This window comes from Bacillus sp. FF-1 (assembly GCF_028548245.1).
Lineage (GTDB): Bacteria > Bacillota > Bacilli > Bacillales > Bacillaceae_G > Bacillus_A > Bacillus_A paranthracis.
In genome coordinates this window covers 142,506-168,159 of the sequence record NZ_JAQQGG010000010.1, presented here as the reverse complement: position 1 = coordinate 168,159, position 25,654 = coordinate 142,506, and the positions used below count along the sequence as shown (strand labels likewise).

General features: G+C 34.6%; 30 protein-coding genes, 1 riboswitch and 1 other annotated feature. Of the genes, 13 read left to right on the top strand and 17 right to left on the bottom strand.

Translation table 11 applies throughout. The features are described from left to right. Window positions 1–83 precede the first annotated feature (83 nt). From PQF83_RS25320 to PQF83_RS25305, 4 genes are all read right to left on the bottom strand, one after another. On the bottom strand, window positions 84–464 hold the full coding sequence (locus tag PQF83_RS25320) for a VOC family protein (RefSeq protein ID WP_000687553.1): 381 nt from the start codon (window positions 462–464) through the stop codon (window positions 84–86). A 61-nt stretch (window positions 465–525) separates the two neighbouring features. Continuing rightward, window positions 526–1,554: an ROK family transcriptional regulator gene (locus tag PQF83_RS25315; protein ID WP_000003021.1), complete on the bottom strand. Its 1,029-nt coding sequence runs from the start codon at window positions 1,552–1,554 to the stop codon at window positions 526–528. A gap of 336 nt (window positions 1,555–1,890) precedes the next feature. Further along, window positions 1,891–2,454, bottom strand: coding sequence for a maltose acetyltransferase domain-containing protein (locus PQF83_RS25310; RefSeq protein ID WP_000845609.1), 564 nt, complete (start codon window positions 2,452–2,454; stop codon window positions 1,891–1,893). A 210-nt stretch (window positions 2,455–2,664) separates the two neighbouring features. Continuing rightward, window positions 2,665–3,702 (bottom strand): tryptophan--tRNA ligase, encoded by a 1,038-nt coding sequence (locus PQF83_RS25305; RefSeq protein WP_130777042.1) that lies wholly within the window; start codon window positions 3,700–3,702, stop codon window positions 2,665–2,667. Window positions 3,703–3,707: 5 nt separating this feature from the next. Next, window positions 3,708–3,913, bottom strand: a binding site (T-box leader). 137 nt (window positions 3,914–4,050) lie between these two features. On the opposite strand from PQF83_RS25305, the gene PQF83_RS25300 reads away from it, so the two are divergent. Continuing rightward, window positions 4,051–5,208, top strand: coding sequence for a 1-deoxy-D-xylulose-5-phosphate reductoisomerase (locus tag PQF83_RS25300; protein WP_000241812.1), 1,158 nt, complete (start codon window positions 4,051–4,053; stop codon window positions 5,206–5,208). A gap of 29 nt (window positions 5,209–5,237) precedes the next feature. Here the strand turns inward: PQF83_RS25300 and PQF83_RS25295 are convergent, their stop codons facing one another. Further along, window positions 5,238–6,359: an AI-2E family transporter gene (locus PQF83_RS25295; protein ID WP_000416970.1), complete on the bottom strand. Its 1,122-nt coding sequence runs from the start codon at window positions 6,357–6,359 to the stop codon at window positions 5,238–5,240. A gap of 63 nt (window positions 6,360–6,422) precedes the next feature. Further along, window positions 6,423–6,671 (bottom strand): GlsB/YeaQ/YmgE family stress response membrane protein, encoded by a 249-nt coding sequence (locus PQF83_RS25290; protein ID WP_000539718.1) that lies wholly within the window; start codon window positions 6,669–6,671, stop codon window positions 6,423–6,425. Window positions 6,672–6,808: 137 nt separating this feature from the next. Here PQF83_RS25290 and PQF83_RS25285 point away from each other — a divergent pair, with 137 nt between their 5' ends. Together PQF83_RS25285 and PQF83_RS25280 are read left to right on the top strand one after the other, a co-directional pair. Continuing rightward, a complete protein-coding gene (locus tag PQF83_RS25285; RefSeq protein WP_000615109.1) occupies window positions 6,809–7,270 on the top strand; it encodes a GNAT family N-acetyltransferase in 462 nt (153 codons plus the stop codon). Between the two features lie 38 nt (window positions 7,271–7,308). Beyond that, window positions 7,309–7,450, top strand: a riboswitch (cyclic di-AMP (ydaO/yuaA leader). A 97-nt stretch (window positions 7,451–7,547) separates the two neighbouring features. Continuing rightward, a complete protein-coding gene (locus PQF83_RS25280; protein ID WP_000945244.1) occupies window positions 7,548–7,691 on the top strand; it encodes a hypothetical protein in 144 nt (47 codons plus the stop codon). A 55-nt stretch (window positions 7,692–7,746) separates the two neighbouring features. On the opposite strand, the gene PQF83_RS25275 is transcribed toward PQF83_RS25280, so the two are convergent. Both PQF83_RS25275 and PQF83_RS25270 read right to left on the bottom strand, forming a co-directional pair. Continuing rightward, complete coding sequence (locus PQF83_RS25275; protein WP_000679172.1) at window positions 7,747–8,502, bottom strand: class I SAM-dependent methyltransferase; 756 nt, start codon at window positions 8,500–8,502, stop codon at window positions 7,747–7,749. Between the two features lie 41 nt (window positions 8,503–8,543). Continuing rightward, window positions 8,544–9,086, bottom strand: coding sequence for a CGNR zinc finger domain-containing protein (locus PQF83_RS25270; RefSeq protein ID WP_000081061.1), 543 nt, complete (start codon window positions 9,084–9,086; stop codon window positions 8,544–8,546). 112 nt (window positions 9,087–9,198) lie between these two features. Between PQF83_RS25270 and PQF83_RS25265 the strand changes: the two genes are divergently transcribed. From PQF83_RS25265 to PQF83_RS25255, 3 genes are all read left to right on the top strand, one after another. Further along, window positions 9,199–10,398 (top strand): MDR family MFS transporter, encoded by a 1,200-nt coding sequence (locus PQF83_RS25265; RefSeq protein ID WP_000839112.1) that lies wholly within the window; start codon window positions 9,199–9,201, stop codon window positions 10,396–10,398. A 153-nt stretch (window positions 10,399–10,551) separates the two neighbouring features. Then, window positions 10,552–10,929, top strand: a complete 378-nt coding sequence (locus PQF83_RS25260) for a hypothetical protein (RefSeq protein ID WP_000823782.1) — start codon at window positions 10,552–10,554, stop codon at window positions 10,927–10,929. 76 nt (window positions 10,930–11,005) lie between these two features. After that, window positions 11,006–11,245, top strand: coding sequence for a DUF3923 family protein (locus PQF83_RS25255; protein WP_000747691.1), 240 nt, complete (start codon window positions 11,006–11,008; stop codon window positions 11,243–11,245). 97 nt (window positions 11,246–11,342) lie between these two features. Here the strand turns inward: PQF83_RS25255 and PQF83_RS25250 are convergent, their stop codons facing one another. From PQF83_RS25250 to PQF83_RS25235, 4 genes are all read right to left on the bottom strand, one after another. Further along, entirely contained in the window at window positions 11,343–11,891 is a 549-nt protein-coding gene (locus PQF83_RS25250; protein WP_000938434.1) for a DUF2179 domain-containing protein, read from the bottom strand. A gap of 198 nt (window positions 11,892–12,089) precedes the next feature. Beyond that, entirely contained in the window at window positions 12,090–12,503 is a 414-nt protein-coding gene (locus PQF83_RS25245) for an ATP synthase subunit I (protein ID WP_000616837.1), read from the bottom strand. 52 nt (window positions 12,504–12,555) lie between these two features. Next, window positions 12,556–13,884: a hemolysin family protein gene (locus PQF83_RS25240; protein WP_000402268.1), complete on the bottom strand. Its 1,329-nt coding sequence runs from the start codon at window positions 13,882–13,884 to the stop codon at window positions 12,556–12,558. Between the two features lie 119 nt (window positions 13,885–14,003). Next, window positions 14,004–14,411 (bottom strand): MerR family transcriptional regulator, encoded by a 408-nt coding sequence (locus PQF83_RS25235; protein ID WP_000285640.1) that lies wholly within the window; start codon window positions 14,409–14,411, stop codon window positions 14,004–14,006. 276 nt (window positions 14,412–14,687) lie between these two features. Between PQF83_RS25235 and PQF83_RS25230 the strand changes: the two genes are divergently transcribed. The 5 genes from PQF83_RS25230 (at window position 14,688) to PQF83_RS25210 (ending at window position 19,577) form a co-directional block, all read left to right on the top strand. Further along, on the top strand, window positions 14,688–15,482 hold the full coding sequence (locus PQF83_RS25230; protein ID WP_002163580.1) for a glycosyltransferase family 2 protein: 795 nt from the start codon (window positions 14,688–14,690) through the stop codon (window positions 15,480–15,482). A 114-nt stretch (window positions 15,483–15,596) separates the two neighbouring features. Beyond that, window positions 15,597–16,364: a glucose-1-phosphate cytidylyltransferase gene (gene rfbF / locus PQF83_RS25225; protein WP_000648797.1), complete on the top strand. Its 768-nt coding sequence runs from the start codon at window positions 15,597–15,599 to the stop codon at window positions 16,362–16,364. A 1-nt stretch (window position 16,365) separates the two neighbouring features. Beyond that, window positions 16,366–17,421 carry a CDP-glucose 4,6-dehydratase gene (gene rfbG / locus PQF83_RS25220; RefSeq protein WP_000168685.1) on the top strand — a complete coding sequence of 352 codons (1,056 nt, stop codon included), beginning with the start codon at window positions 16,366–16,368 and terminating at the stop codon, window positions 17,419–17,421. Window positions 17,422–17,433: 12 nt separating this feature from the next. Beyond that, the gene (locus PQF83_RS25215) at window positions 17,434–18,657 is read left to right on the top strand and encodes a class I SAM-dependent methyltransferase (protein ID WP_000435753.1); all 1,224 of its coding nucleotides are present in this window, start codon (window positions 17,434–17,436) and stop codon (window positions 18,655–18,657) included. Continuing rightward, complete coding sequence (locus PQF83_RS25210) at window positions 18,654–19,577, top strand: NAD-dependent epimerase/dehydratase family protein (RefSeq protein WP_000723107.1); 924 nt, start codon at window positions 18,654–18,656, stop codon at window positions 19,575–19,577. The genes PQF83_RS25215 and PQF83_RS25210 overlap by 4 nt, the downstream gene beginning before the upstream one ends. On the opposite strand, the gene PQF83_RS25205 is transcribed toward PQF83_RS25210, so the two are convergent. Continuing rightward, window positions 19,546–20,343, bottom strand: a complete 798-nt coding sequence (locus PQF83_RS25205) for a glycosyltransferase family 2 protein (protein WP_000797328.1) — start codon at window positions 20,341–20,343, stop codon at window positions 19,546–19,548. The genes PQF83_RS25210 and PQF83_RS25205 overlap by 32 nt on opposite strands. A gap of 63 nt (window positions 20,344–20,406) precedes the next feature. Further along, window positions 20,407–20,757, bottom strand: a complete 351-nt coding sequence (locus PQF83_RS25200) for an SH3 domain-containing protein (RefSeq protein ID WP_000875286.1) — start codon at window positions 20,755–20,757, stop codon at window positions 20,407–20,409. A 202-nt stretch (window positions 20,758–20,959) separates the two neighbouring features. Here PQF83_RS25200 and PQF83_RS25195 point away from each other — a divergent pair, with 202 nt between their 5' ends. Beyond that, window positions 20,960–21,844, top strand: a complete 885-nt coding sequence (locus PQF83_RS25195) for a DMT family transporter (protein ID WP_000814741.1) — start codon at window positions 20,960–20,962, stop codon at window positions 21,842–21,844. A 208-nt stretch (window positions 21,845–22,052) separates the two neighbouring features. On the opposite strand, the gene PQF83_RS25190 is transcribed toward PQF83_RS25195, so the two are convergent. Further along, the gene (locus tag PQF83_RS25190) at window positions 22,053–22,856 is read right to left on the bottom strand and encodes a hypothetical protein (RefSeq protein WP_001128364.1); all 804 of its coding nucleotides are present in this window, start codon (window positions 22,854–22,856) and stop codon (window positions 22,053–22,055) included. A gap of 244 nt (window positions 22,857–23,100) precedes the next feature. Then, entirely contained in the window at window positions 23,101–23,922 is an 822-nt protein-coding gene (locus PQF83_RS25185; RefSeq protein WP_000181440.1) for a pentapeptide repeat-containing protein, read from the bottom strand. A 195-nt stretch (window positions 23,923–24,117) separates the two neighbouring features. Between PQF83_RS25185 and PQF83_RS25180 the strand changes: the two genes are divergently transcribed. Continuing rightward, window positions 24,118–24,294, top strand: a complete 177-nt coding sequence (locus PQF83_RS25180; RefSeq protein WP_001207874.1) for a DUF1272 domain-containing protein — start codon at window positions 24,118–24,120, stop codon at window positions 24,292–24,294. Between the two features lie 182 nt (window positions 24,295–24,476). Here PQF83_RS25180 and PQF83_RS25175 read toward each other — a convergent pair whose 3' ends face one another. Further along, window positions 24,477–25,538, bottom strand: a complete 1,062-nt coding sequence (locus PQF83_RS25175) for a lactonase family protein (protein ID WP_002163578.1) — start codon at window positions 25,536–25,538, stop codon at window positions 24,477–24,479. Window positions 25,539–25,654 lie beyond the last annotated feature (116 nt).

Sequence of the window (25,654 nt, the reverse complement as noted above, 5' to 3'; positions counted from 1 at the left end):
CATTTTATATAGCAATATAAAAACCTCATTTCTCGTCATGGTAACGCGAAATGAGGTTTTTATCGTTTGCCGTAAATAAAATGTTAGATCGTTATCTCAATCTGATTTCCTTCAGGATCACTTACTACACTTTCGTAGTAACCATCCCCTGTAGTACGGGGACCGTTTAACACAGCGTATCCTGCTTCTCTTAATGTACTAGTTAATTCGTTCACTTTTTCTTCACTACCTACAGAAAAAGCAATATGCGCATATCCTATTGTTTGTGTTTGTAATGCATCATCTATCCCTACCTGCTTCATAAGTTCTAGACGCGCACCACCTTCAAAAGTTATAAAATAAGATTCAAACTGCTTTTTCGGATTGTGATATAAGCTATTTTCTTCACCACCGAAGTACAGTTTATAGAAATCACGCATTCCTTCTAAATCATTCACCCAAATTGCTACATGTTCAATTTTCATAATCGACACCTTTTCTTTTATGTTATTCAACTGACAATCGGATGCTTCATTGCCCGCACATTTAATTTTCTTTATTTGTTCTCGTAATCATAAGATCAAGTCCAAGACTTTTTAATCCATATAAATAATCTTCTTTCCAATTGCTCACTGTTATTTTCGGGATATGTTCTGCCGGAATGTACTGCGGACAACTTTTTACAATTTGATCTATAACGAATTGGTTCACTTCATCATCACAGAAGATGAATCCATGAGGGTTAATAATAGCTATACATGTAGCTATTAAACGAGTAATAGCATCTATATTATATTCCTCTGGATTATTCGAATCTTCACTTCTCGAAGCTTGTAAGAAATTTTTATTATCATATTGCGGAACGAAAGATATCTCTCCTGAGAAAAAAGTACTTCCTCTTACGACATCTCCATTAATCATAATACCTGCACCCGGACCATTTTGACCTGAATACAAATATACAAGAGAGGAATTATCATAGTTTCCAGTGTTTTTATAATAACCAAGCACTGCGGCATTCATATCGTTTTCTATTACTACTGGTATAGAAAACTTTTCCTCCAAATGACTTTTCAAATTAAAATTTTGGAACTTTTCATATCCAGGAATATAAAAAATACGACCATTATCAACCGAACCAGGCACACCAATTGATATAGAGCTTATTTTCGGGAAGGTAGCGATAAGACCTTCAATATGTTTAGATAATAGATTTACGCCCGTATCAATTAACATACTTGAAGTACTTCCTTGTTCTTTTACTTCCCCTAAACAGTTGAAAATTGTATAGTTTGTTTCATTTTTTTCTAAAAATATCGCTAAACCTAACATATATTCTGGATTATATTCATATCGTTTCGCTCTTCTTCCACCACTTGAATCATCTAAACCAGCTAAAGTGACTTCACCGTCTTGTTTCATTTTTTCTATAAATTTACTTATCGTTGGAAAACTAATTTCTAATGTATTACTAAGCTCAACTTTCGTTGCACTACCTCGCTCTAAAAGAACTTTACGAATGCCGCGAAGGATTGTCTCTTTAATCGATTTTTGAGTAACAAATTGTTCACTCAAATCGCTCACCACCTTAATCAACATACTTATTAAACACTTTTAATAAGTTGCGTTGACAATATATCATACATCATTTTCTAAAGCAATAAAGATGATATATTTCTACTAGCAGTATTCCGAATGCTTCCCCTAGTATACTTAAAAATTGTGTATAACCTATGAGAGAAAATTACAGCAAACGAGAAAACCAGCAAAACAAATAAGAAAAAGAGCGTTTCAAGAAGTAAGTAATGTCTTCGTACGATTTTCCGCACTATTTTTCTTTATATGAAACACCTTTCACATTTTCTATACGATACAACATCCGTTTATTCATGCACTCATAAAAAACGATTTCTATAAGTCTATCGTTTTAATAACTTTAGCTGGGTTACCACCAACTACTACATTATTGGGTACATCTTTTGTCACAACTGCCCCTGAAGCAATTACAGCGTTATCTCCAATTGAAATACCAGGGTTAATAATAGCTCCCCCGCCTACCCAAACATTGTTACCAATCTTTACAGGCTTTCCATATTCTTTACCAGAATTCCGCTCTACCGGGTGTAAAGGATGAGTAGCAGTATAAATGTGAACACCAGGTGCAAACATACAATTATCCCCAATTCGCACTTCACAAACGTCTAAAATCACACAATTGAAATTGGAGAAAAAATTCTTTCCAATATGGATATTGTAACCATAATCACAACGAAAAGTAGGTTTAATATGTGATGCCCCGTCAGCTGAAGAACCTAAAAGCTGATTTAATAATGTAAAACGCCTCTCATCTCCTGTCTCCATAGCCTCGTTATAAAGACGTGTTAAACGTTTTGCCTCCACCCTATCAGCTACTAATTCTTCGTCATCCGCAATATACATTTCTCCCGCTAACATCTTTTCTTTTTCTGTTTTCATACAATCATCTCCTTCGTAATCAAATGAACCCTACTTATTAAACATCTTTATTAAGTGACTTTCATTATACTTATTAAACATGTTTAATAAGTAACCCTATAGTAGCATACTTTTTAATATATGCAACTAATAAGTTTCAAAAGAATATGCGAACTCCTTGCTTTACTCATCGATATGACGAATAAGTTATAGAGAAAAAAGAGGGAACGCTCAGTGCTCCCTCTCAAATCCAATCCGTTTCTTAATTTCTGTTAAATTTACCTTCGCAATAGTCCGCGCCCGCTCAGCACCTTTTTCCAACGCTTCATATAATAAATTCGGTTCATTCATATACATAGCATATTTCTCACGTGGCCCAGCTAATTCACGGTCTACAACGCGAAACAACTCTTTTTTCACATCGCCCCATCCAATGCCAGTTTCATATTTTTCACGCATTGACTGCATTTCATCTTCCGTTGCAAATTCTTTATAAATTGTAAATAACGTTTCTAGTTCTTTCGGTTCATTTGGAAGTGAAGAATCTGTTTTGATTTTAAATATTAACTTGCGTAGTTTTTCTTGCTCCGCGAATAACGGGATCACATTCCCGTAGCTTTTACTCATCTTTCTTCCATCAAGCCCTGGTAATATTGCACCCTCTTCTTGTATGACATACTCCGGAAGCGTAAATGTCATGCCGAATGTATGATTAAAATACGTCGCGATATCACGCGCAATTTCGATATGCTGAATTTGATCTTTTCCAACGGGTACATGCGTAGCCTGGAATAGTAATATGTCGGCTGCCATTAAGATCGGATACGTATATAATCCCATATTCACTCCTGCATCGACCTCTAAACCCGCTTCTTTATTTTGCTCTACTTTCGCTTTATACGCATGAGCACGGTTCATAAGCCCTTTCGGAGTTAGGCAAGCTAATATCCAAGCTAATTCTAGAATCTCCGGCACTTCTGTTTGCCTATAAAAAATAACATCTTCTCCAAGTCCAAGCGATAACCAAGTAGCTGCTACCTCTTTCGTATAACTACTAAACTGGCTCGGATCATGCACAGCATTTAACGCGTGATAATCAGCTATAAAATACAATGCTTTCCCTTCATTCTTCTTTGACATTTGCAACGCAGGTTTAATTGCACCAATATAATTTCCTAAATGCGGATAACCTGTCGGCTTAATTCCTGTTAACATTATTTTCTCACTCATCCTAACTCCTCCTTTCTCAAAACAAAAAGAGCCCCTCATCCTTAAAAAAGGACGAGAGACTCCCGCGGTACCACCTTAATTAGCTATTGTTAGCTCACTTCAACTTCTTAACGTGAAGCAACCGTCTTTACCTACTCATTTCAGTTAGAAGCTCCAGAGCCCATTCCATATTCATCCCTTACTGATTTCCACCACATATCAGCTCTCTGAAAAGTTTCGAATATGTACTCTTCTCTTTCATCGCTTTTCGTTATTTTTTACAGTTTATCACATTTCACTTCTAAACAAACCAAAATTTTCTATTTTATTTAGCAGGAATTTCCACTTCAATTGTCTAATATTATATAGGTTTGCAGAAATACTCGAAACAACTTTGGAGGTTTTTTCATGGTAAAATATATATCCATTTTAGGTTCAACAGGATCTATCGGCACGTCTGCATTAGATGTCGTTTCAGCTCATCCCGAACATTTTAAAATCGTCGGTTTAACCGCAAATTATAATATCGAGCTTCTTGAGCAACAAATCAAAACGTTTCAACCTCGCATTGTAAGCGTCGCGACAAAAGAATTAGCAGACACGCTTCGTACGCGTATTTCAACCAACGTAAAAATTACATACGGAACAGATGGCTTAATTGCGGTAGCTACTCACCCTGATTCAAATCTTGTATTAAGTTCCGTCGTTGGTGTTTCAGGATTACTCCCAACAATTGAAGCATTAAAAGCGAAGAAAGATATTGCTATCGCTAATAAAGAAACGTTAGTTGCAGCTGGTCATATTGTAACTGAACTGGCCAAACAAAACGGATGTCGTTTAATTCCAGTCGATAGCGAACATTCAGCTATTTTCCAATGTTTAAACGGAGAAAATAATAAAGAAATTGACAAATTAATCGTTACAGCTTCTGGCGGTGCATTCCGTGATAAAACACGTGAAGAAATGAACACTCTACAAGCAAAAGATGCTTTAAAGCACCCAAACTGGTTAATGGGGGCAAAATTAACGATTGATTCTGCCACATTAATGAATAAAGGATTCGAAGTAATGGAAGCAAGATGGCTATTTGATATTCCTTATGAAAAAATTGATGTAATGATTCATAAAGAAAGTATTATTCATTCTTTAGTAGAGTTTATTGATGGATCAGTTATAGCGCAGCTCGGTGCTCCTGATATGAGGATGCCGATTCAATATGCGTTTCACTACCCTACTCGGCTACCTTCTTCCTATGAAAAATTAAATTTATTAGAAATCGGTAGTTTACATTTTGAAAAACCAGATTTAGAGAAGTTTCCTTGTCTACAATACGCATATGAATGTGGCAAAATTGGTGGTACTACTCCTGCTGTATTAAACGCAGCAAATGAAATTGCGAATGCACTATTCTTAAAAAATGAAATTGCCTTTTTCGATATTGAAAAAACAATTTACAAAACAGTTGAAGCCCATCATAACGTAAAAAATCCTTCACTAGATGCTATATTAGAAGCGGATCAATGGGCACGCCAATATGCACATCAATTGTTAATAAAAAAGAGCTAAAACAGATAATACTGTTTTAGCTCTTTTTCCTACGTATTCAACTTAACAAATCGATAACCATGCGTTACTAACACCTTTAATATCGCATACCCTGGAATTGCTAAAATAATCCCCATAATTCCAAATAAATTTCCGGCAGTTAAAATAATAAAAATGATAGTAATCGGGTGAATATCTAGCTTTTTCCCCATGACTTGCGGAGAAATAAATTTACCTTCTGCTAATTGTACAACCATCATTACAATAATTACCTTTAAAACCATCCCCGGCGAATCAATAAACGCAATAATTAACGCTGGTGTAATTGCGATAATTGGTCCTACGTACGGAACGATATTTACAATCATCGCTAAAATAGCGAGTAGTACTGCATATTTAATACCGATAATAAGGTAACCAATTAATAGCATAATACCGATAAATAAGCTAACAATAATTTGTCCTCTAATATACGAGCTAATCGCATAATGCATATCGTCTAGTATTCTCATCGCTGCTGGTCGTCTTTGTTCTGAAATAAACTTTAAAAAGTGATTTGGTAATTGCTCACCATCTTTTAAAAGATAGAACAATATAAACGGAACCATTACAAACGTTAAAACGACCTCTGTAATAGTACTTAAAAATCCAGTTACATTTCCTGTTACTGATGATAAAGATTTCGTAAAATCAACTGTATAGTCTTTTACCATATTCGCAACATTAATATTTAAATTCTCCTGAATTTTACCGAGTAAATTGCTTTCCCCAAATCTACGTGCTGCTCGTTCAATTTCATGACCGAAATACGGTAAGTTATCTATTAATGCATCAATTTGATCTTTAATAATTGGAATAACCGTTAAAACTAAAAACACAAATAATCCAATTACGATTAAGTATATCGAGGCTATTGATACGATTCTTGAAACACCTTTCTTTTCTAAAAGCGAAACGAATGGATGCAAAATGTAAAATAGTACGCCCGCTAATAATACTGGGAAGAAAATTGTTTTTAAAAAGACGATAAACGGCGTAAAAACAAATGATATTTTTGTTAGTAATAAAATATTAATGAACAATAGTGCAAACCCAAGTAACACTGCTAAATAATTGTGTTCTCTAAAAAATTTTTTCAACTTATCTCGTTTTCTTAAACTTACTTTCTCCAATAAAACCACCTCTTCGAATGATGAAAAGCCCTTATATAGGGCTTTTTATCATAATATAACTCTTTATTTCCTTGCAGATTTCACTACAAATGATACAATAAGAACGAGAACAATTGATCCTAATAAAGCTGGTACAATATGAATACCACCTAGTGATGGACCCCAATCTCCAAATAATTTACCGCCTAACCAAGCTCCTAATAAACCAGCAATTATATTTCCAAACATGCCAGCAGGAAAGTCTTTACCTGTAATAGAACCTGCAATTGCACCTATAATAGCACCAACTATTAATGTGATAATCCACCCCATCTTTAGTCCTCCATTTCTATTATAGTGTAATTCAATTTAGCTACTAACTTATTGTGTAACTATGTAATTATTATATCCAAAAAAGAAAAATCTTGTCAAATCTATGAAAATACAGCCAACAAGGAGGTTTCTATTCTATGATTCAAAAATTAATAACAACTTCTCACAAAACTGCAACTTCTATTTTAAGCATTCAAATACCCGCTTATGAAATTGAGGCGAAATATATAAATAGTACAGCTATCCCTCGACTTTATGATACTGTAGCCGATATTCAATCTTGTGATGAAATTTTTTACGGCTATTTTTTTGAAGATACACTTGCTGGTTTTATTTCTTTTAAAATAGATGAAGAAGAAGTGGATATTCATCGTTTAGTAGTATCCCCTGATCATTTTCATAAAGGGATTGCAACAAAACTACTACTTTATGTATTTGACATGTTCTCCCCTTCCAAAACATATATTGTACAAACAGGGAAAGAAAATACACCTGCTTTGTCTTTATATAAAAAACATGGCTTTATTGAAGTAAAGGAGATTATATTACCCGATGGAGTGGTTTTAACTTCACTCGAAAAATCAGAAAACAACAAATAGTTTGACTCGTTAATTTATTTATGTTATCTTTTACTTTATAAAACCTTTTGCTGAGTCCAAATTTTGGAGCGGGGGAACCACTTTTGTAGCTATGCTACTTGGGGCGAATCTTTTTTAAGTAGGGAACTCTCACTTCCCGAGTCCGACAGCTAACCTCGTAAGCGTAATGGGAGAGGAAGGTGCTTTTTGCCTATGTTACACATTTTGCCTCCTTAGTTATAAATATGGGATCGATACCAAATAGTCACCTATATTTATAGAAAAGGAGAAATGCACTATGTTACGTTTATCTGATCACGCAATCAAAATGATGGAGCAAAGACTTCGACTCGAGCAACATCGCACATATCAAGCAAATAAAATTGTAGATAACTTACATCACAAATACTTCTTTCAACATATTTTTCAACCGAAGAGATAAGTACTAACCTTTAATAAAATACAGCGTACGCTTTTTTCAGTGTACGCTGTATTTTTCATTTTCTTGCCTTAATAATAAAAGTAGTTGGCACCATCCTAGCTTTATATAAAGAATAATATTTCGTAGACGGCTCAGCTAGTTCTTCATCAAACAAGCTCGATGGTTCAGGCTCTTCTATTCTCTCAATTGTAAATCCTGCTCTATTTAACTCATTTATGTATGTACTCATTTTTCGTTTATATAATGTCGCTTGTACATCTTCCCCTTTAAATGTTTCAAACGTAATAGGAGTTTCTTCATGATAAGACGAGCTGAAAGCAATCTCCTCTGTTCCATACATTAAGTTTGAATATACGGGATGCTCCCAGCTAAAAATAAAGCTTCCTCCTGGCTTTACATATGAATATATTAGTTCCAACGTTTTTCTTAAATCTGAAGTCCAACCTAATGCATAAATGGAATATACAATATCAAAATACCCTTTCGGAATATCCACTTCCTCTTCCATTGCTCCACATATTAACTTCGGATTCCACGACTGTAACGTTTTATGTGCCGTTTCAATTTGTGTGCTCGAAAGATCAAGTCCCCACAATTCTTCTGCGCCATGTTCCGCCATATATTGCAACGAATGCCCACTTCCACATCCAATATCAAGAACCTTTTTACCTTTAATTGAATCAAACAAATGAATTTCATCTTCAGACGCTGTATATGGGCCATATTTCGGTAAACAATCCACTTGAAAGAAATAAGGTGCAACTGTATCCCAACACTTTTTATTTAATGCTATCATTTGTGTACCTTTCATATGCTACATTCCCCCATCCATTTTTCTTCCCCTAATAGTAATTACACATTATAACCCGTTCTTCCTTTTCTCTTCGCGCGGTAATTTTTCACTTTTGCAATTGTACCGCATGCTCTGCCTCCTTCTTCACCAGCATACATACCGCACCATCTTTTGCTTCCATTTCGCGAATGATCGTAAAATACCCAACGGCAATCTGGACATGCTTTTAACCTTCCCCACAAATTTTCTTGAATCGAGATAAACACAATGCTTAATATTTTTGTATACACATTCTCTTCGTATACTGGTTCATATGTAATACCTTTCATATCTTCCTTTATATGTACATGAAATGGGTATTCCTCTAACCATTTTTGCAATGATCCTTCACCTTCAATTGCCGCCCGAATATCTTCTCGAAAACTTTTTAATTCCTCTATCGTATGAAATAGAAGCTCTTCATGAAAAGATTCTTTCATAAATTTCTTTATATCCTCTTCTGTTTGCAGCAAATCAATTGGCTCTCTCGTATCGTTTGGTATTCTCCATGTATTTAAAAATTCTCGAATATACTCTAATTCGTTTGGTGCGTTTTGACTCAACTCTATTCACCTTCTTCTTAAAATTTACTTTTTTCTGACTTTATGTATAATTATAATATAAAATAGTTAACCACTAAAAAAATTTACTGGTTACAATATTAGGAGGAGTTCTATGAAAAGTCTCTCAACACCGATACGTTTCATGCTTATTTCTTCATTTTTTATGTCTTTTGGTTATTTTGCAGTATACGCATTTTTAGCTATTTATCTATTAACCTTTCTCCATTTTTCAGCTTTTCAAGTAGGAACAGTGTTGACCGTTATAATAATTACATCACGAGTTATCCCTTTATTCTCAGGATTAATTGCTGACAAAATAGGCTATATCATTATGATGATAGCCGGTTTATTTTTGAGAGGAATCGGATTCATCGCTTTAGGAATATGCTCTGATTTCTATACAATTTCTATTTCTTCTGCACTTATTGGCTTCGGAACTGCATTTTACGAACCTGCCGCTCGCGCTATATTTGGCTCACAGCCAGCTCATTTGAGAAAAAATTTATTTACATATTTAAACCTTAGCTTTAATTGCGGTGCAATAATCGGACCAATTGCAGGAGGTTTTTTACTCTTACTCGATCCAATCTATGCTTTCTCTCTAACAGGATCTCTTATGCTGATATTTGCTTTAATCTTTTACTTACTTAAAAATCACTTCCAAGTCACTACTGAAAACACGTCTATTACATTAGGAATACAGGCCATCTTACAAAACAAGTCTTTTCTTCTGTTTTCCTTTATCATGATTTTCTTCTATATTATGTTTACTCAGCTTACTGTCGCACTTCCACTTCATATGAAAAACATTAGTAATAGCAATCAACTTGCTACATTAGTCATTACGATAAATGCAATAACAGGCGTCATATTTATGGTGCTATTTCGAAAACCCTTTCTTAAATACAACACCCTTTCCTTTATTAAATACGGTGTTTTATTAATGAGTATTTCCTTTTTACTCATTCCTTTATTTCAACACCCATATTGGCTATTTATTTGTGTAATTTTCTTTACAATCGGTGAAACACTCGTATTACCTAACGCTGATATCGCTATTGCAAATTACAGTAATGAATCATATACAGCCACTTTCTTTGGATTTTATCAACTATCACTCGCATTTGGTTTTATCATCGGTAATTATACTGGTACATCTTTTACATCCAACTTAAGCGGAGTGTATACACCATGGCTTATTTTTGGCGGAATAGGACTTATTGGTTTTATTTCATTACATATTTTAAATACGAAAAAGGGTTTCCTAAAGAAGATATATGCCTACTGTAAAAATACTAATTTACAGCAATAAGTAAACTTTCAATCTCCTTTAAATTGGATATACAGCCTGCATCATTTTACATATTATGGTACAATCAAAAAGAATGCTCACTAAACGTTTACATAAAACACTAGCAATCTAACAATGCCAAAATCAGAAATCACATAGAATCGGGGGAATGTTATGAAAAGGAAATTACTTGTTCTTCTATTCACTGGAATCATACTATCAGGATGTTCAACTATAGCAGAAAATTCTTTAGAAACCGGAAACGCCAGTATGGAATTATTAACACCAACGATTACAACAAAAGATAATGAATTAGAAATTAAGACTGAAGGTATTGATGAAAATAAAGTGACTTTTATTTATGTTGCTAATAAAAAAGTGTTGGAACAAAAGCTAAAGAATGGTGAATCCTACAAGCTTAACATTAAAGATATCGAACACGCTCATCGGACAGACTACAAACCAAAAGTTCAACTTTTGCAAACGAAAGATAATAATGATGATGGAGAAATAGTCACCTTCAAACAAGTTAGATATACAGTTAAAAACTAATTTTAAAGTTGTTTCATTATAAATGTAATGAACGAAAATATACTTTTAACAGTAGATACATGTAAGGGGTGCTAACATGAAAAAACGATGGATTTCTTGGTGGATTGGTAACCTATTTTGGATTATCGTTTTTGGAATATGGGCAGCTATTATTTGGCTACGAGATGTTGATGGTGCTGGTGTCATTCAAACACCCGAAATTAAATCCATATCACTTATCGTTATATTAATCGCGTTTATCATACCTGTATTTTTTCAAGTTATATGGCTAATCATTAATTTGAGGATGAGTAAAAAAAATAATTATACGATTTAGTTTTTCAATTAACAATAAAAAAGAGAGGAATCTATTTTAATGTAGATTCCTCTCTTTTACATATGGGAACTTTTAAAACGGCACTACTCCCTTTTCTTTACGATGCATGATGATCTTTCTTCTTCATTAACGCTCTTTTCTTCATCGCCTTCGTTAAATATCCGCCTTTAAATGAACGAATTTCATAAGAAGACATAAACGCTTTCGGTGCAATTTCATTAATGATTTCTAATAGTTCTTTTTCTCTAGAACGTTTTGCAACGATATCTAAGCGATAACGTATCGAATTAATACCTTCGCCTTCAAATACAGTAACGCCAAATCCAGAGTGACGTAATTCATCTACTAATTCATTACAACGGTCTAGTAAACTAACTTGATACGTAATATAACCAATTGCTAATTTATTCTCTATATAACCGCCTAATAACAGTCCCGCACTAAAGCCAATGACATAGGCAACGATGTTCATCCAATTTGATAAATCTTGAAACACAATACCTAAACTGACAATGTAAATAGCTCCTTCTAACAATCCAACAGCAGCAGCGGATCTTGTTTGATTCTTTACAAGCAAAATCGTACGGATTGTTAAAATGGGAACGTAAATAATTTGAAGCACAAAAATAAGTAGCGCTTGTAACATTGGTATCCACCTCTTTCAAAAAGTCTTTTGTCATGATAACATACATAACCTTTAGAAATCGATGGGTTTTTAAATTTTTTTTTATTATTTTTCATACTATTGAAAAACGCAAAAAAGAAGCGTATTATATTTGTCGTTAATTTAATTACTTGTATCATATCGCTAAACTAAAAAAGGAACCCCATTAGGTCCCTCTCATCATAGCTCTATGTTTTTCGAAGCATGTTCCCTTTTCTTCTCTTCTTCTTTCACTACCTGCATATTTGCATAAGCTAAATTCGCAATCATTAAAAAGTGACCACCTAAAATGCCTGTACCAAATGCCCACATTTCCATTTCATGCTCAATTTCATACATGATAATAGCTCCTAAAATGGCCGCTGCAAATCGGTTTAGAACTCCTAATCCCGGAGCCTTTTCCTTCATTACAATACTTTTCCCAAGTTTCTCCACTCTGCGAGCTAATAACCAAAGGCAATATGCACTTACAGCTAATCCGATCCCAAACCCTGTTACTTGTTTTCCAAACGGAGTAATCGTCCACATAAGTAGTAAACCACTAAAGATCACATACAATTGTAATCGATATACACGTAAGGCTACTTGAATCAAAATATCCGCTCCTAATTTCTCATTTTTTATACTTTAGAAGAAAAGCAGCAACTTACACAGTTGCTGCTTTCTCTTCTTCTTGTTCTTGTTCCATCTTACGAATTTCAACACGTTTAATTTGGTAAGCGTCTTTTTCTAACACTTTAAATTCATAACCTTCCGCCTCAACGTGTTGTCCTTCTTCGATTTCATGATTTTGCATCATAATCCATCCACCGATTGTATCCACATCATCTTCTTCAATGTGTAATCCAAATAAATCTTTCACTTCTGAGATAAGCACTTTTCCATCAACAATGATATGTTGCTCGTTCACATGTTGAATTGGTGGTGCTTCATCTTCATCATATTCGTCACGAATTTCGCCGACGATTTCCTCCAAGATGTCCTCAAGCGTTACAATTCCAGCTGTTCCTCCGTACTCATCATATAAAACAGCCATCGGAATTCGCTTCTTCTGCATTTGAAGTAATAAATCGTGAATTGGAGTCGTTTCCATCACTTCAATAATCGGACGCATATACGAGCGAATGGATGATAAATCTTTTTGATCCTCGGTCATATATCGAATAAAGAAATCTTTTACGTTGACCATACCGATAATATCATCTTTATCTTCTCCAAAAATCGGATAACGTGTGTATCGCTCATTTTGGATTACTTTCATGTGTTCTTCTACTGAATCTTCCAGGTAGAAACCAACGATTTCTGTTCGCGGTACCATAATTTCTTTTGCAATACGATTATCAAATTCAAAAATGTTATTTACATACTTGTATTCAGCTTGATTAATTTCGCCACTTTCATAGCTATCTGAAAGGATAAGGCGTAATTCTTCCTCTGTATGAGCTACTTCATGTTCTGAAGCTGGTTTTAAACCGAATAAGCCAGTTACAACACGCGCTGAACCGTTCAATACCCAAATAAATGGATACATTACTTTGTAGAACATCATTAATGGACCTGCCAATAATAACGTTACCTTTTCAGCCTTTTGAATTGCCATCGTTTTCGGAGCTAATTCTCCTACTACAACGTGTAAATACGTCATAATCATAAAAGCAAGACCAAATGTTAATACTGATGAAATAGAAGGGTTTAAGTTCCATTTCTCAAATAACGGGTGTAATAACTTTTCAATTGTCGGTTCACCTAACCAACCTAATCCCATAGCTGTAACTGTAATACCTAATTGACAAGCAGATAAATATTCATCTAAATTTGTTGTTACTTTTTTCGCTGCTAAAGCACCGCGTTTTCCTTCTGCAACAAGCTGATCAATACGACTTGAACGTACTTTTACAATCGCAAACTCAGCTGCTACGAAAAATCCAGTAAATGCGATTAAAATCGCAACCATGACTAAATTAAATATTTCCAATGAATCCCCTTAGTTAAAAAACTAAGGTGTCCACCTCCTGTATACTATAATGTTTTCTTATTTCTTTCTTAGAAAACATAGCCCGATACAAAAATTAAAGAGGTCGGATTTCACTTGTTCTATAATAATAGAGCAAGTGTCTGTATTAAAGCTGTCGTTTGACCAGATAAAGATTTCGATATTTTTTCACGTTGTGAATCAGTCAATCCATCTAAAAGCGGCTTTAATTCCGTTAGCTCTACTTCTAATCGATGAATATGGTCTGTCACTTCATTCACTTGTTTCGAAACGTGTTCATTGATACCGAGCAGCTTCTTCTTCTCCTCGATTTTCTCTTTAATCTCACAAAGCGGCATATGCATTTCTTTGCACTTCTCAATAAATTGTAATGTCTCAAATGCTGTTTCGTCGTAATAGCGATAATTAGATTGAGATCGCTCCGCTTTTAAGATACCTAGATTCGTATAATAATCAATCGTTCGTTTCGACACGTGAGCCATGAGAGCCAACTGTCCGATTCGATACACCTTCCCAACGATCTTCCCCCCTTGTTTATATTACTAACATCATACAATACATAAACTGTACAGTCAAACGTGACGGTTTATTATTCATAATTTATACACAATTCCACTTACCATTTTATCATTTTGTAAATTAACAATACATTACTTAATTCTTATAATCGAATTATATTTCCCATACTACATTACTATGAAAATATCATCATAGAATCGCATATTCCTTTCAACCTTTTTTAATACAAAACATATGATAATAATATTTAATTAAAATTATTATTCATGCTATTGGAGGAGATTAAAATTACTAAAACTATTATCTCTCACTTTTATAACGAGGAGTATTTATTACCATGGTGGCTTATGCATCATACAAAAATATTTGATCACGGTATATTAATTAATAGAGGTTCTACAGATCGTTCCGTTGAAATTTGTAAATTATTTGCTCCCCACTGGGAAGTACGAGATTCAAGATTCCTTGAATTCGATCCCACTAATACTGATATTGAGGTAATGGAAATTGAAAGAGAAGTTTCAGGTTGGAAGATGGTATTAAATACTACAGAATTTCTTTGCTGTAACAATGTAGAAGAATTTTTCTCATCACTTCATACGTTAGGTCAAAATATGTATGCGATTAGAATGATTGTCATGATTGATAAGCATGATTACAATTATTCAAAACTAAGATATTCCACTCCTTTAGTAGAACAACGATATCACGGGCTTTTTCCTTATAACCCAGAAATCGGCTGTGCCTGGAGATTTATACACAACCATCTTGATGGCGCATATTTACCTGGTAGACATTTTACCCGGCATCAACATGTCGTTTATAACTCCCCTTCATTCATTGTTAAATTTTACTTTAGTCCTTGGAACGAACATACAAAGGCAAGAAAATTACAAATTACACCCACCCTTTCAAAAAAGGGCGTTCGAATGGGACTTCAAACACATTATGGTCAGTCCTCTGATCAACTCGAAACTCGATTTTTAGAGCTTAGTAGCATAACCCAAGATCTTCGTAACCACCCTGAATATCAACAATTATTCCCTAAATTTAAACCTTAATATTTCTCACACCATCATTTTCCACACATTTTTACGCACTTAGTCAAAAACAAAACCATTTGCATACAATATGAATACTGTATATATTATAAATTTTTATTTTAGGAGGAAAAAATGAAAGCTGTTATTCTTGCTGGTGGATACGGGACAAGGATTGGGGAAGAAACACATTTAAAACCGAAACCTATGATTGAAATTGGAACAAAACCTATTCTATGGCACATTATGAGTTTGTATAGCCATTACGGCATTACAGAGTTTATTATTTGCTTAGGGTATAAAGGATATGCAATTAAAGAGTTCTTTCTAAATTACAACTTACACATGTCAGATTTCACGATACATTTAAGCGATAATACAATTACTAGCCATTCTCAACGTGTAGAACCGTGGAAAGTTACACTAATCGATACTGGTGTAAATACCGAAACGGGAGGACGAGTGAAAAAGATTCAAAATTTTGTTGGCGACGAACCTTTCTGCCTCACTTATGGCGATGGATTAAGCAACGTAAATATAAAAGAACTTATTGCATTTCATAAAAAACATGGAAAAATGGCAACTGTTACCGCCGTACAACCTCCTGGTAGATTCGGTTCTCTCATATTAAATAAACAGTCTGTAACATCTTTTCAAGAGAAGCCACTCGGGGATGGCGGATGGGTTAACGGTGGATTTTTCGTTTTAAACCCTGAAGTTTTCAATTACATTAGTGGAGATAAGTCTGTTTTTGAAACAGACACTTTAGTTCAGTTAGTAAACAAAAACGAACTATCAGCATATCAACATACTGGTTTTTGGCATCCGATGGATACATTGCGCGATAAAAATAAATTAGTCGAGCTATGGGAAAGTAATAACGCTCCGTGGAAGGTTTGGTAATATGGCTTCTTCATCTTTTTGGAATAAGAAAAAAGTATTTATTACGGGACATACTGGATTTAAAGGCTCTTGGCTCACCCTTTTCTTAACTTCTTTAGGTGCAGAAGTAGTTGGCTTTTCTTCTCATCCCCCATCGATTCCTAATCTTTTTAAACAATGTAACGTAGCAAAAGAATGCATAACAATTAAAGGCGACATTACAGATTACGATTCTTTATTACACGCCCTAAAACATCATAACCCTGACATACTATTTCATTTAGCTGCCCAGCCAATCGTCACCACTTCATACAAAGATCCTATCGAAACATTTAAAACGAATGTTTTAGGCACTGTTCACGTATTGGAAGCTGCAAAACATACAGAAAGTATACGTGGCATCATTAATGTTACAAGTGATAAATGTTATGAAAATGACGGGAGCGGTAACCGGGCATTCGTGGAAATTGACCGGCTAGGAGGTATCGACCCTTATAGTGCTAGTAAAGCTTGCGCTGAAATAGTGGCAACATCCTATCAAAAATCATTCTTCCACACTAATACTCAGAAACTCGCCTCAGTAAGAGCAGGTAACGTCATCGGTGGTGGGGATTGGGCAGAAGACCGATTATTCCCAGATGTCATTCGTGCATATTTACAAGATGGTACATTAACGATTAGAAACAAAAAGGCTATTCGCCCGTGGCAACACGTATTAGATCCTTTACACGGCTATATCCTTTTAGCTGAAAAACTTTGGACAGACGCTGCATATGCAGAAGCATGGAATTTCGGCCCGTTGAACGAACCTAACAGAACCGTTCATGATGTCATTCAATCTGTAATAAAATTATGGAATAAACAACTAACAATCACTTCCCCCTCTACAAACACTCCTTATGAATCGCCTGTTTTAACACTCGATAGTACAAAAGCAGTAACTAAACTCGGCTGGACTCCTAAGTTATCAACAGATAAGGCTATCACTTGGACTGTTGATTGGTACAAAAAATATGCATCTGGTGAAAATATCGAATCTTTCACGCGGCAACAAATCGATGCATTCAAAAATTTATAAGGGGGCTATAAAATGGAACAGAAAAAATGCCGTTTTTGCCACTCATTACTCAGCAACACTTTTTTAGATTTAGGTGTTTCTCCTCTCGCTAACTCATTTGTTTCTCCAGAAAACTCATATAAAATGGAACCATTTTATCCATTGCACACATTTGTTTGTCACTCTTGTTTACTCGTACAATTAGATGAATTTGAATCTCCGCACAATATTTTTCATGACTATTTATACTTTAGCTCTTACTCATCAAGCTGGCTACTGCATGCTAAACAATATGTAGAAATGGCGATTAAGCGCTTCCGCTTAAAGAAACATTCAAAGGTGGTTGAAATCGCGAGTAACGATGGGTACTTATTACAATACTTTCAAAAAGAACATATTGAAACGTTAGGAATTGAACCAGCAAAAAATGTAGCAGAAATCGCTATCCAAAAAGGAATTCCTACTGAAGTGAATTTTTTCAGCAACGACTTAGCAAAAAAATTACCGCAAGCAGATTTAATCATTGCTAATAACGTATTAGCACACGTTCCGAACTTACATGATTTTGTGGCAGGTTTAAAAACGTTATTAAAACAAGACGGAACAATAACAATTGAATTCCCGCACTTATTAAATCTCATATCCTTTAAACAGTTTGATACGATATACCATGAGCACTTCTCCTATTTCTCACTTATAAGCCTGCAAAAAGTTTTATCTCACCATCATTTACAAATTGTCGATGTAGAAGAACTTGCAACGCACGGTGGTTCCTTACGTATTTTTGTAAAACATCATAGTGACGAATCAACTATCCATTCTAGTGTTACAAAATTAATTCAAAAAGAAGTGGATCACGGGCTAAATACGTTAGATTGTTATCTCCTTTTTTCTAAACGCATCGAACAATTGAAAATAAATATTTTACAGTTTTTTATCGAAGCGAAAGCTTTAAACAAACAAATTATCGGTTACGGTGCGCCAGCTAAAGGAAACACCCTTTTAAATTATTGCGGGATAGGAAAAGAATTTCTAGCTTATACAGTAGATAAAAACCCTCATAAACAAAATCTCCTTCTACCAGGAACCCGCATTCCAATAAAATCTCCAGAAGAAATAAAACGTACAAAACCTGATTACATTCTTATACTTCCTTGGAATTTAAAAGACGAGATTATGAAAGAATGCTCTTTCATTCGTGAGTGGGGCGGCAAATTTTTAGTAACAATACCAGAAGTTGAGGTAATTGAGCCATGAAAAAAATCCTTGTAACAGGCGGTAGCGGATGGATTGGTAAATATGTTGTACATTCTCTTATTCAAAAGGGCTATGAAGTGCACGCCACTTACAATACAAATAAGCCTTCCCATCTTTCTTGCCATTGGCATAAAGTCAACTTACTTTGCGATGAAGAAGTAAAAAAACTCATTTACGACATGAAGCCTAGTCATCTCATTCATTTAGCTTGGGAAGCAGTGCCGCCAGCGTGTTATGTATCTATCAATAATTACTATTGGCTTACGTCTAGTATCTCATTGATTCAACACTTCACAACATGCGGCGGAAAGCGAGTCGTCGTTGCCGGGACTGGCGCAGAGTATGAATGGTTTAACGGTGTATTATTTGAAGATTCACCGCTTCTTTCTTATAAAACCCCGTATTCATTATGTAAAAATGCACTACACTCCTGGCTCCAAACGTACGCCAAGCAAACCGGTCTCAGCATGTGTTGGGGCCGCATTTTTCATATGTATGGCCCTCACGAACAAGGGAATCGACTCGTTTCTAACATCATCACTTCTTTATTAAAAAATGAGGAAGCACTATGTACACATGGAAAACAATCAAGAGATTTCCTCCATGTGAGCGACGTCGCTGATGCTCTCATAACAGTATTAGAACATGGCGTTACAGACACAATCAATATCGCTTCTGGTCAATCTGTACAAATTAAAGAGTTAGCTTCTATCATCGCTAAAAAGATAGGAAAAGAACATCTAATTAAACTGGGTGCAATACCTTTCTCTAAAGATGAACCTTTATTTGTCGGCGTTAATGTAGAACGTTTAAAAACTGAAGTAAACTGGAAACCGACATACGATCTAAATACAGGAATCGAAGAAACAATTTCATGGTGGGAATCATTTATACAAAAACATAACGGTACGCATCACTAAAACGTAAATCCTTCGTTCCTCTCGCTAATTCCTTATACCATTCTTCTAATCTTTCCGGCGTAATAATATGATGCGTCCCCATTCCCCCATGCTTACTAGCTTCAGAAAGAGTCGGACCAATTTGTAACTTTCTCTTTCTCATCGCATCGTTCCACGGACTAAATCCAAACCATAATATACAAGCAAGAGGCGGATAAATCATAGATTCATGCGCGGATAAATGTCTTCCAACTGTATAACTTCCGTGTTCATGATTATGAATAAATCTACCTCTTCTCCACAACGGCCAATCTTCTGGTAAATAACCATGAAATCGCTGTTTCATTAAAGGGAGTCCAAAGTTAAGGTCCGGATAACTGTAGTTAGGATCATCAACCATAATAAGCCCTTCTAGCCAATACATCCTCCCTCCCAATTCATTTAGTGATTTCCAAAACTGATTTTTATCTTGCACACAAAGAAACTCAGTCGTATTTAAAATCATTTTCCATCCTTGTATTTCTTGTTCTACCCTCATCACTTCATGATCCGTCGCATATGCATCAAACTCTGGATTTACAGAATCTCGCACTTCCCAATGCGGTGCGAATTTCTTACAAATCTCCACCGAACGATCTGTTGAGCCTTTATTAATTAAAATACCATGATCAAACAGTTTCGTATGATGAGCAAGCCACCACGGTAATAAATACTCTTCATTATAAAAATGAGAAATAACGGTTGTAGTTATAATAATCTCCTCTTTCTCTATTAATCTATTTTTCATCCTACAACCAATATACTCATAAACTAAAAATATGTTTCCTATATTAATAACCAAATCGTATTACTAATATTTTTGTAAGTTTTCCTTTGGTACCCAGCCATCCTTACCACCTGTTTTTTCACACCAAATCCATCCATTTAATTCTTCTAATGCAATCACTCTTTCTCCAATACTCACATTTAATTCTTTCGCAGTATATTGTTTTATAATAATTCCTGTTCCATTCATATCTTTTCTTATAATTTGCTCCGGAACCCATCCTTTCCGGTCATATTTCTCTTCGTGACAAAACATCCAGTTTTCCCAATTTTCAGGACCAGCGTAACTCTCTATCATTTTCACTACATCCCCCTCTTCTAAACGAATTGGATTAGGATAATTGCTAACATGTGATTTTATCACGATATATTTCATAACAGCCTCCAATAATCAGAAAATTAAGTTATAATATCATTATAACTTAAGAAGGGGGAATACACATGTACTACAACACTTCATTCGAAAACGATCAACCAGTAGGCCGTCTATAAACTAAGACGGGCATTCATATAGCACGTGCACTATGCCTCGTCTTAGGGAACTCATCATACCCTAAAAATAGACGGAGGTACTTTACATGAAACAAACCATTTTAGGAGCTATATGTTTATCACTAGCAGCTAGTATATGGGGCGGTATGTATGTTGTTAGCAAATATGTACTCGACTTTATCCCACCACTCACACTCGTTTGGCTACGCTTTATCATTGCTTTTGTTGTTTTGTATATGATTTTAAAAATAGCTGAGAAAAAGCAAAAGAAAACAGTAACCATTCGTAAAAAAGATTGGCTATTATTCGCTTGGATTGGATTTATCGGATATTTCATTTCGATCACTTGTCAATTTATCGGAACAAAATTATCCGACGCTCATACAGGATCTTTAGTAACATCAGCTACACCTGCATTTATCGTTATATTTGCAGCGATCATTTTAAAAGAAAAACTAACCGCTCGTAGATTACTATCTACCATCATAGCGACAATCGGTGTCATTATCGTAATCGGATGGGATATTGAAATTGGCTCCTATTTTATCGGTACAATCATATTAGTCGGGGCAGCTATTACGTGGGCTTTACTATCTATTTATGTAAAAATTGCTTCAGCTCGATTTTCATCTTTAGTGATTACAACGTACGCTATATTCTTTTCACTCTTTTTTATTACACCTTTTATGATATGGGAATTTCAATCAAACCCTATTGAACATATGAACCTATACGTAGTATTAGGCGTACTTTATTTAGGAATCGTCTCAACGGCAGGTGCCTTTTTCCTTTGGAATAAAGGATTAGAATTAATGGACGCTAGCATCGGTTCGTTATTTTTCTTCTTCCAACCTATCGTCGGATCGTTGCTTGGTTGGTTACTCTTAAACGAAACATTGAGTAGTAACTTTTTTATTGGTGGTATTCTTATTATATGTAGTGTTTTTATTACTACTTTTGAAAGGAAATAACATATTATTAGAAACAAATAAAAAGAAATTTAAACACTATATCAATAAAACTAAAAAACACGAATCTGGTATTGTACCAGATTCGTGTTTTTTAACGAACTAAACTTTTTTTAATTTTATGTATACTCCAGTATTTTATCTAAATGATCTCTTTTATACCTTGTCTTTTAGTTTCATTTAACTAAAAATATCAGCATCATACCTTATGTTATTTATTATGAAATTGATCTTTTATTTGCTGATAAAAAGCATTCCTTTCGTATTCAATTGTAATAAAAATCTTTAAAATAAGTAGCAAAATAATAGTGAAAAGAGTAAGGTCTCCAAAAATTATTACACTATCCTTAATAAATATTAAAGATAGTGCAGTTGATACCGTACTAACTAATGAAGGAATTTCATATAAATATAACCGTTTTTTTACATCGGACCATTTACGAGAATTTTCTCTAAAATTCTCGTATGCTATAGGTTGGAAGATTGCAGAGATTATAAGCATAAATAAAAAAAGTGATTGTAAAGTAATACTAATACTAATTTTCCCTATCCCAAAATAATCTAGGATTTCTTTTTTATTCTCCCAACTCATGAAAAAATCAGAAAACATATCTGCAACTATCAATAGTGACAATGCCCAATAAACTATTGTATATATTTTTAAACCTTTATACTGTTTTTTTGAACTATTTTCAATATATTCCTCTGCTTTCTTCCTAGCCTTCTTAGAATAATGTTTAGAAAAACCTTCTATATAGCCTCCAGCAGCAGTAGCATTAGAAAGTGGACTAAATTTCTTCCAAACTGAGTCATAAATATAAATCTTTTTACCTTTATACTTAATTAACTTAATATTCCTTTTTTTATTAAATACTACGTTCTTTTGATTATCCTCTAAAATTTTCAATGCTTCTATCTCAGCATTTAGAAAATCCTTAGACACTAATTTTGCCTTTTGTTCCTTTCCAAAATTATCTCGATACTTTAATTCATACTTCTCTTTAATCAATGGCACCTCTACATCTCACCTTTAAATACTATATATTAAAGGATATATATATTTTCACACCCTTCATTGTATATTATAATATATAATTTTAAATATTGATATATATCAGGATTTCTTTTAGTTACTCAAGATTACATCCACTATGTTAAGCTGACACATAACCAGAAAACATCATACATTTTCTTTACATTACCAAAATATGCCTATTATCCATTCAGAAAAATCCCAAAAAAATTTCATTCTAATCATTTTACACACTCCAATGCGATGGACGAGACAACAATTTCGGTAATTTCGTATGTTTGTCCCCTCTTGCCGCATTAACTTGAACTTGCGTCAGAAAAATACTATTTGTAAAATCAGCCCCACGAATATCTGCATCTCGTAAATCTGCTCCAATGAGATCCGCCCCTCGTAAGTCTGCACCATTTAAGTTTGCCGCAATTAAATATGCTCCTCTTAAATTCGCCCCTTGTAAATTTTTCTTTTTCAGGTTTGCTCCCATAAGATCTGCGCCGCGGTGTATGATTCGTTTCCTACGCGCAGTATTCATTTCTTTCCATACTAGTTCGCTCGTTTCTAAAAGTAAAATATTCACTTCTGCACGATGTAATGGGATATTTACTTTCATTAACTCGTCCGCATTTAAATTCGAAAGTCGCTCCGTCTCTTCAATTGCTTTCCTTAATTCTTTATGGATCGATTGTGTCGCCTTTAATAAAATAGCCTCATTTAAATACCAAAGCATTTCATGGAGCTGATGCATAACTGGAAAAGCATCATACATTTTCCTCGCATGCTTAGCATCTTTCCGCCAATCCATCCCGTTAAAAGTAACTTGAGAAATTTTCTGTCCAGCGCCAAAACATTCAAATACTGTACAGCCTTTATAACCTTTTCCTCTAAGATTTTTATGTATGCTGCATTTAAAATCTGATTGTAAATTGGAACATGGTTTACCACCATCTTTATTCACTGCAAAATCTACCGATGCTGCAAACGGTAACGCCACACAACATAAACCGAAGCATTTTTCGCAGTTTGCTTTTAAATGATCGTTATGATTAGTCAAAATGTATACCCCCTGTTGTCTTTTGACTATTTCATAATATTCTAACTGCATGAAATAATCAATTTAAAAATAAACGAGCGCCTTTCATTTCAAATCACAACTTTATCATTCTATTTCCTTTCAATTGAAAAGGACTAACTCTGCTCATTGAATTATAATTAAATTATAAATATTCAAACTAAAAGGAGAGTTACTATGGCACTACAAATGAAAACAAACTGTCAAATTTGCGATCAATCGCTGGAGCAAGATTCTGAAGCATACATTTGCGTATATGAATGTACATTTTGCGCACCATGTACAGAAGAAAGACATAACGTTTGCCCAAACTGCGGCGGCGAGTTAGTACGTAGACCGAAAAAGAAACAGTAAAAAGCAAAGCGATATCGCTTTGCTTTTTTTAGGCATATGAAATTATATCAACGATTTTTCAAATATATCGAACACAAATTCAAATATATCAACGATTTTTTTAATATATCGACGTTTCGACAAAGGATATCGACTTACCGACAAATAACGACACCTCTGCATGCATTCAACTTCAACACAACTTAAGCATTTAAAAACTTCACACAAACAGGCTCCGGCACAACAACATCAGATTGTAAAAGTGTTAACTTCCCTGTCGTTTCATTTCTTGAAAATAATACAAGATTATGCGACTTTTCATTTGAAGCAATAAGGAACTTTTCAGTAGGATCTAATACAAAGTCTCTTGGCCAATTTCCTTCTGTAGATGTGTGTTCCACAAATGTAAGCTCACCTGAGTTTTGATCCACACTGAAAACAGCGATACTATTATGACCACGATTGCCTGCATATACAAACTGGCCGTCAGAAGAAATATGAATCGCACTTCCTTGATTATTTTCATCAAACGCGGCAGGAATAGTAGAAATATACTGTACTTCTGTAAATGACCCTTCTGCCTGATTATATGTTAACACAATAACCTCTGAACTAAGCTCCGTCATCACATACGCATACTTTCCATTCGGATGAAAAGTAATATGTCTCGGACCACTTCCTGGATTTACAGCCAAGCTATTCACTTCTTTTAATACACTATCTTTTATTTCATACGTAATTATTTTATCTATCCCTAAATCAACACCTACCACATATTTTTCATCAGGCGTATATCCTGCGTAATGCGCATGTGGTTTCTCTTGGTTTTCTTTATTCAGACCTGAACCTTTATGCGTTATAATAGAGGTCGCAGGATTTACAGATCCATCTTCTTCATTTACTGCGAAAGACTCAATCGTTCCTTTATGATAATTTGCTGTAACTACCGTGTGAGTCCCACTATCAACACTCACATGACAAGGAGAAGCCCCTTCTACCACTTGTCTATTTTTCTCCTTTAGCTCTCCAGTTTTACTATCAATCGAATGAGCAGCTACACCACCAGATTCTCCTTCCTTAACAACGGAATAGAGATATTCATTCTTTCGGTTAATCGTTACATATGTAGGATTATCCAACTTGGCCGCAAGTGTTACATTACTAATTTTCTTTGCTTCCGTGTCTAAAATAAACTTATATATTCCTTCACTTTTTTCTTTCGTGTAAGTTCCAACATATCCAATAAACTCTTTATTATCCTTCATTTTCATAACCCTCTCTCCCTATATTTTTCATTCATCTTACTTCCTATAATATTTTATGTTGAAAGAGTATCCTAAAAAATTAGAGTACCTCTTTATACGTTACCATATTTTCTTGT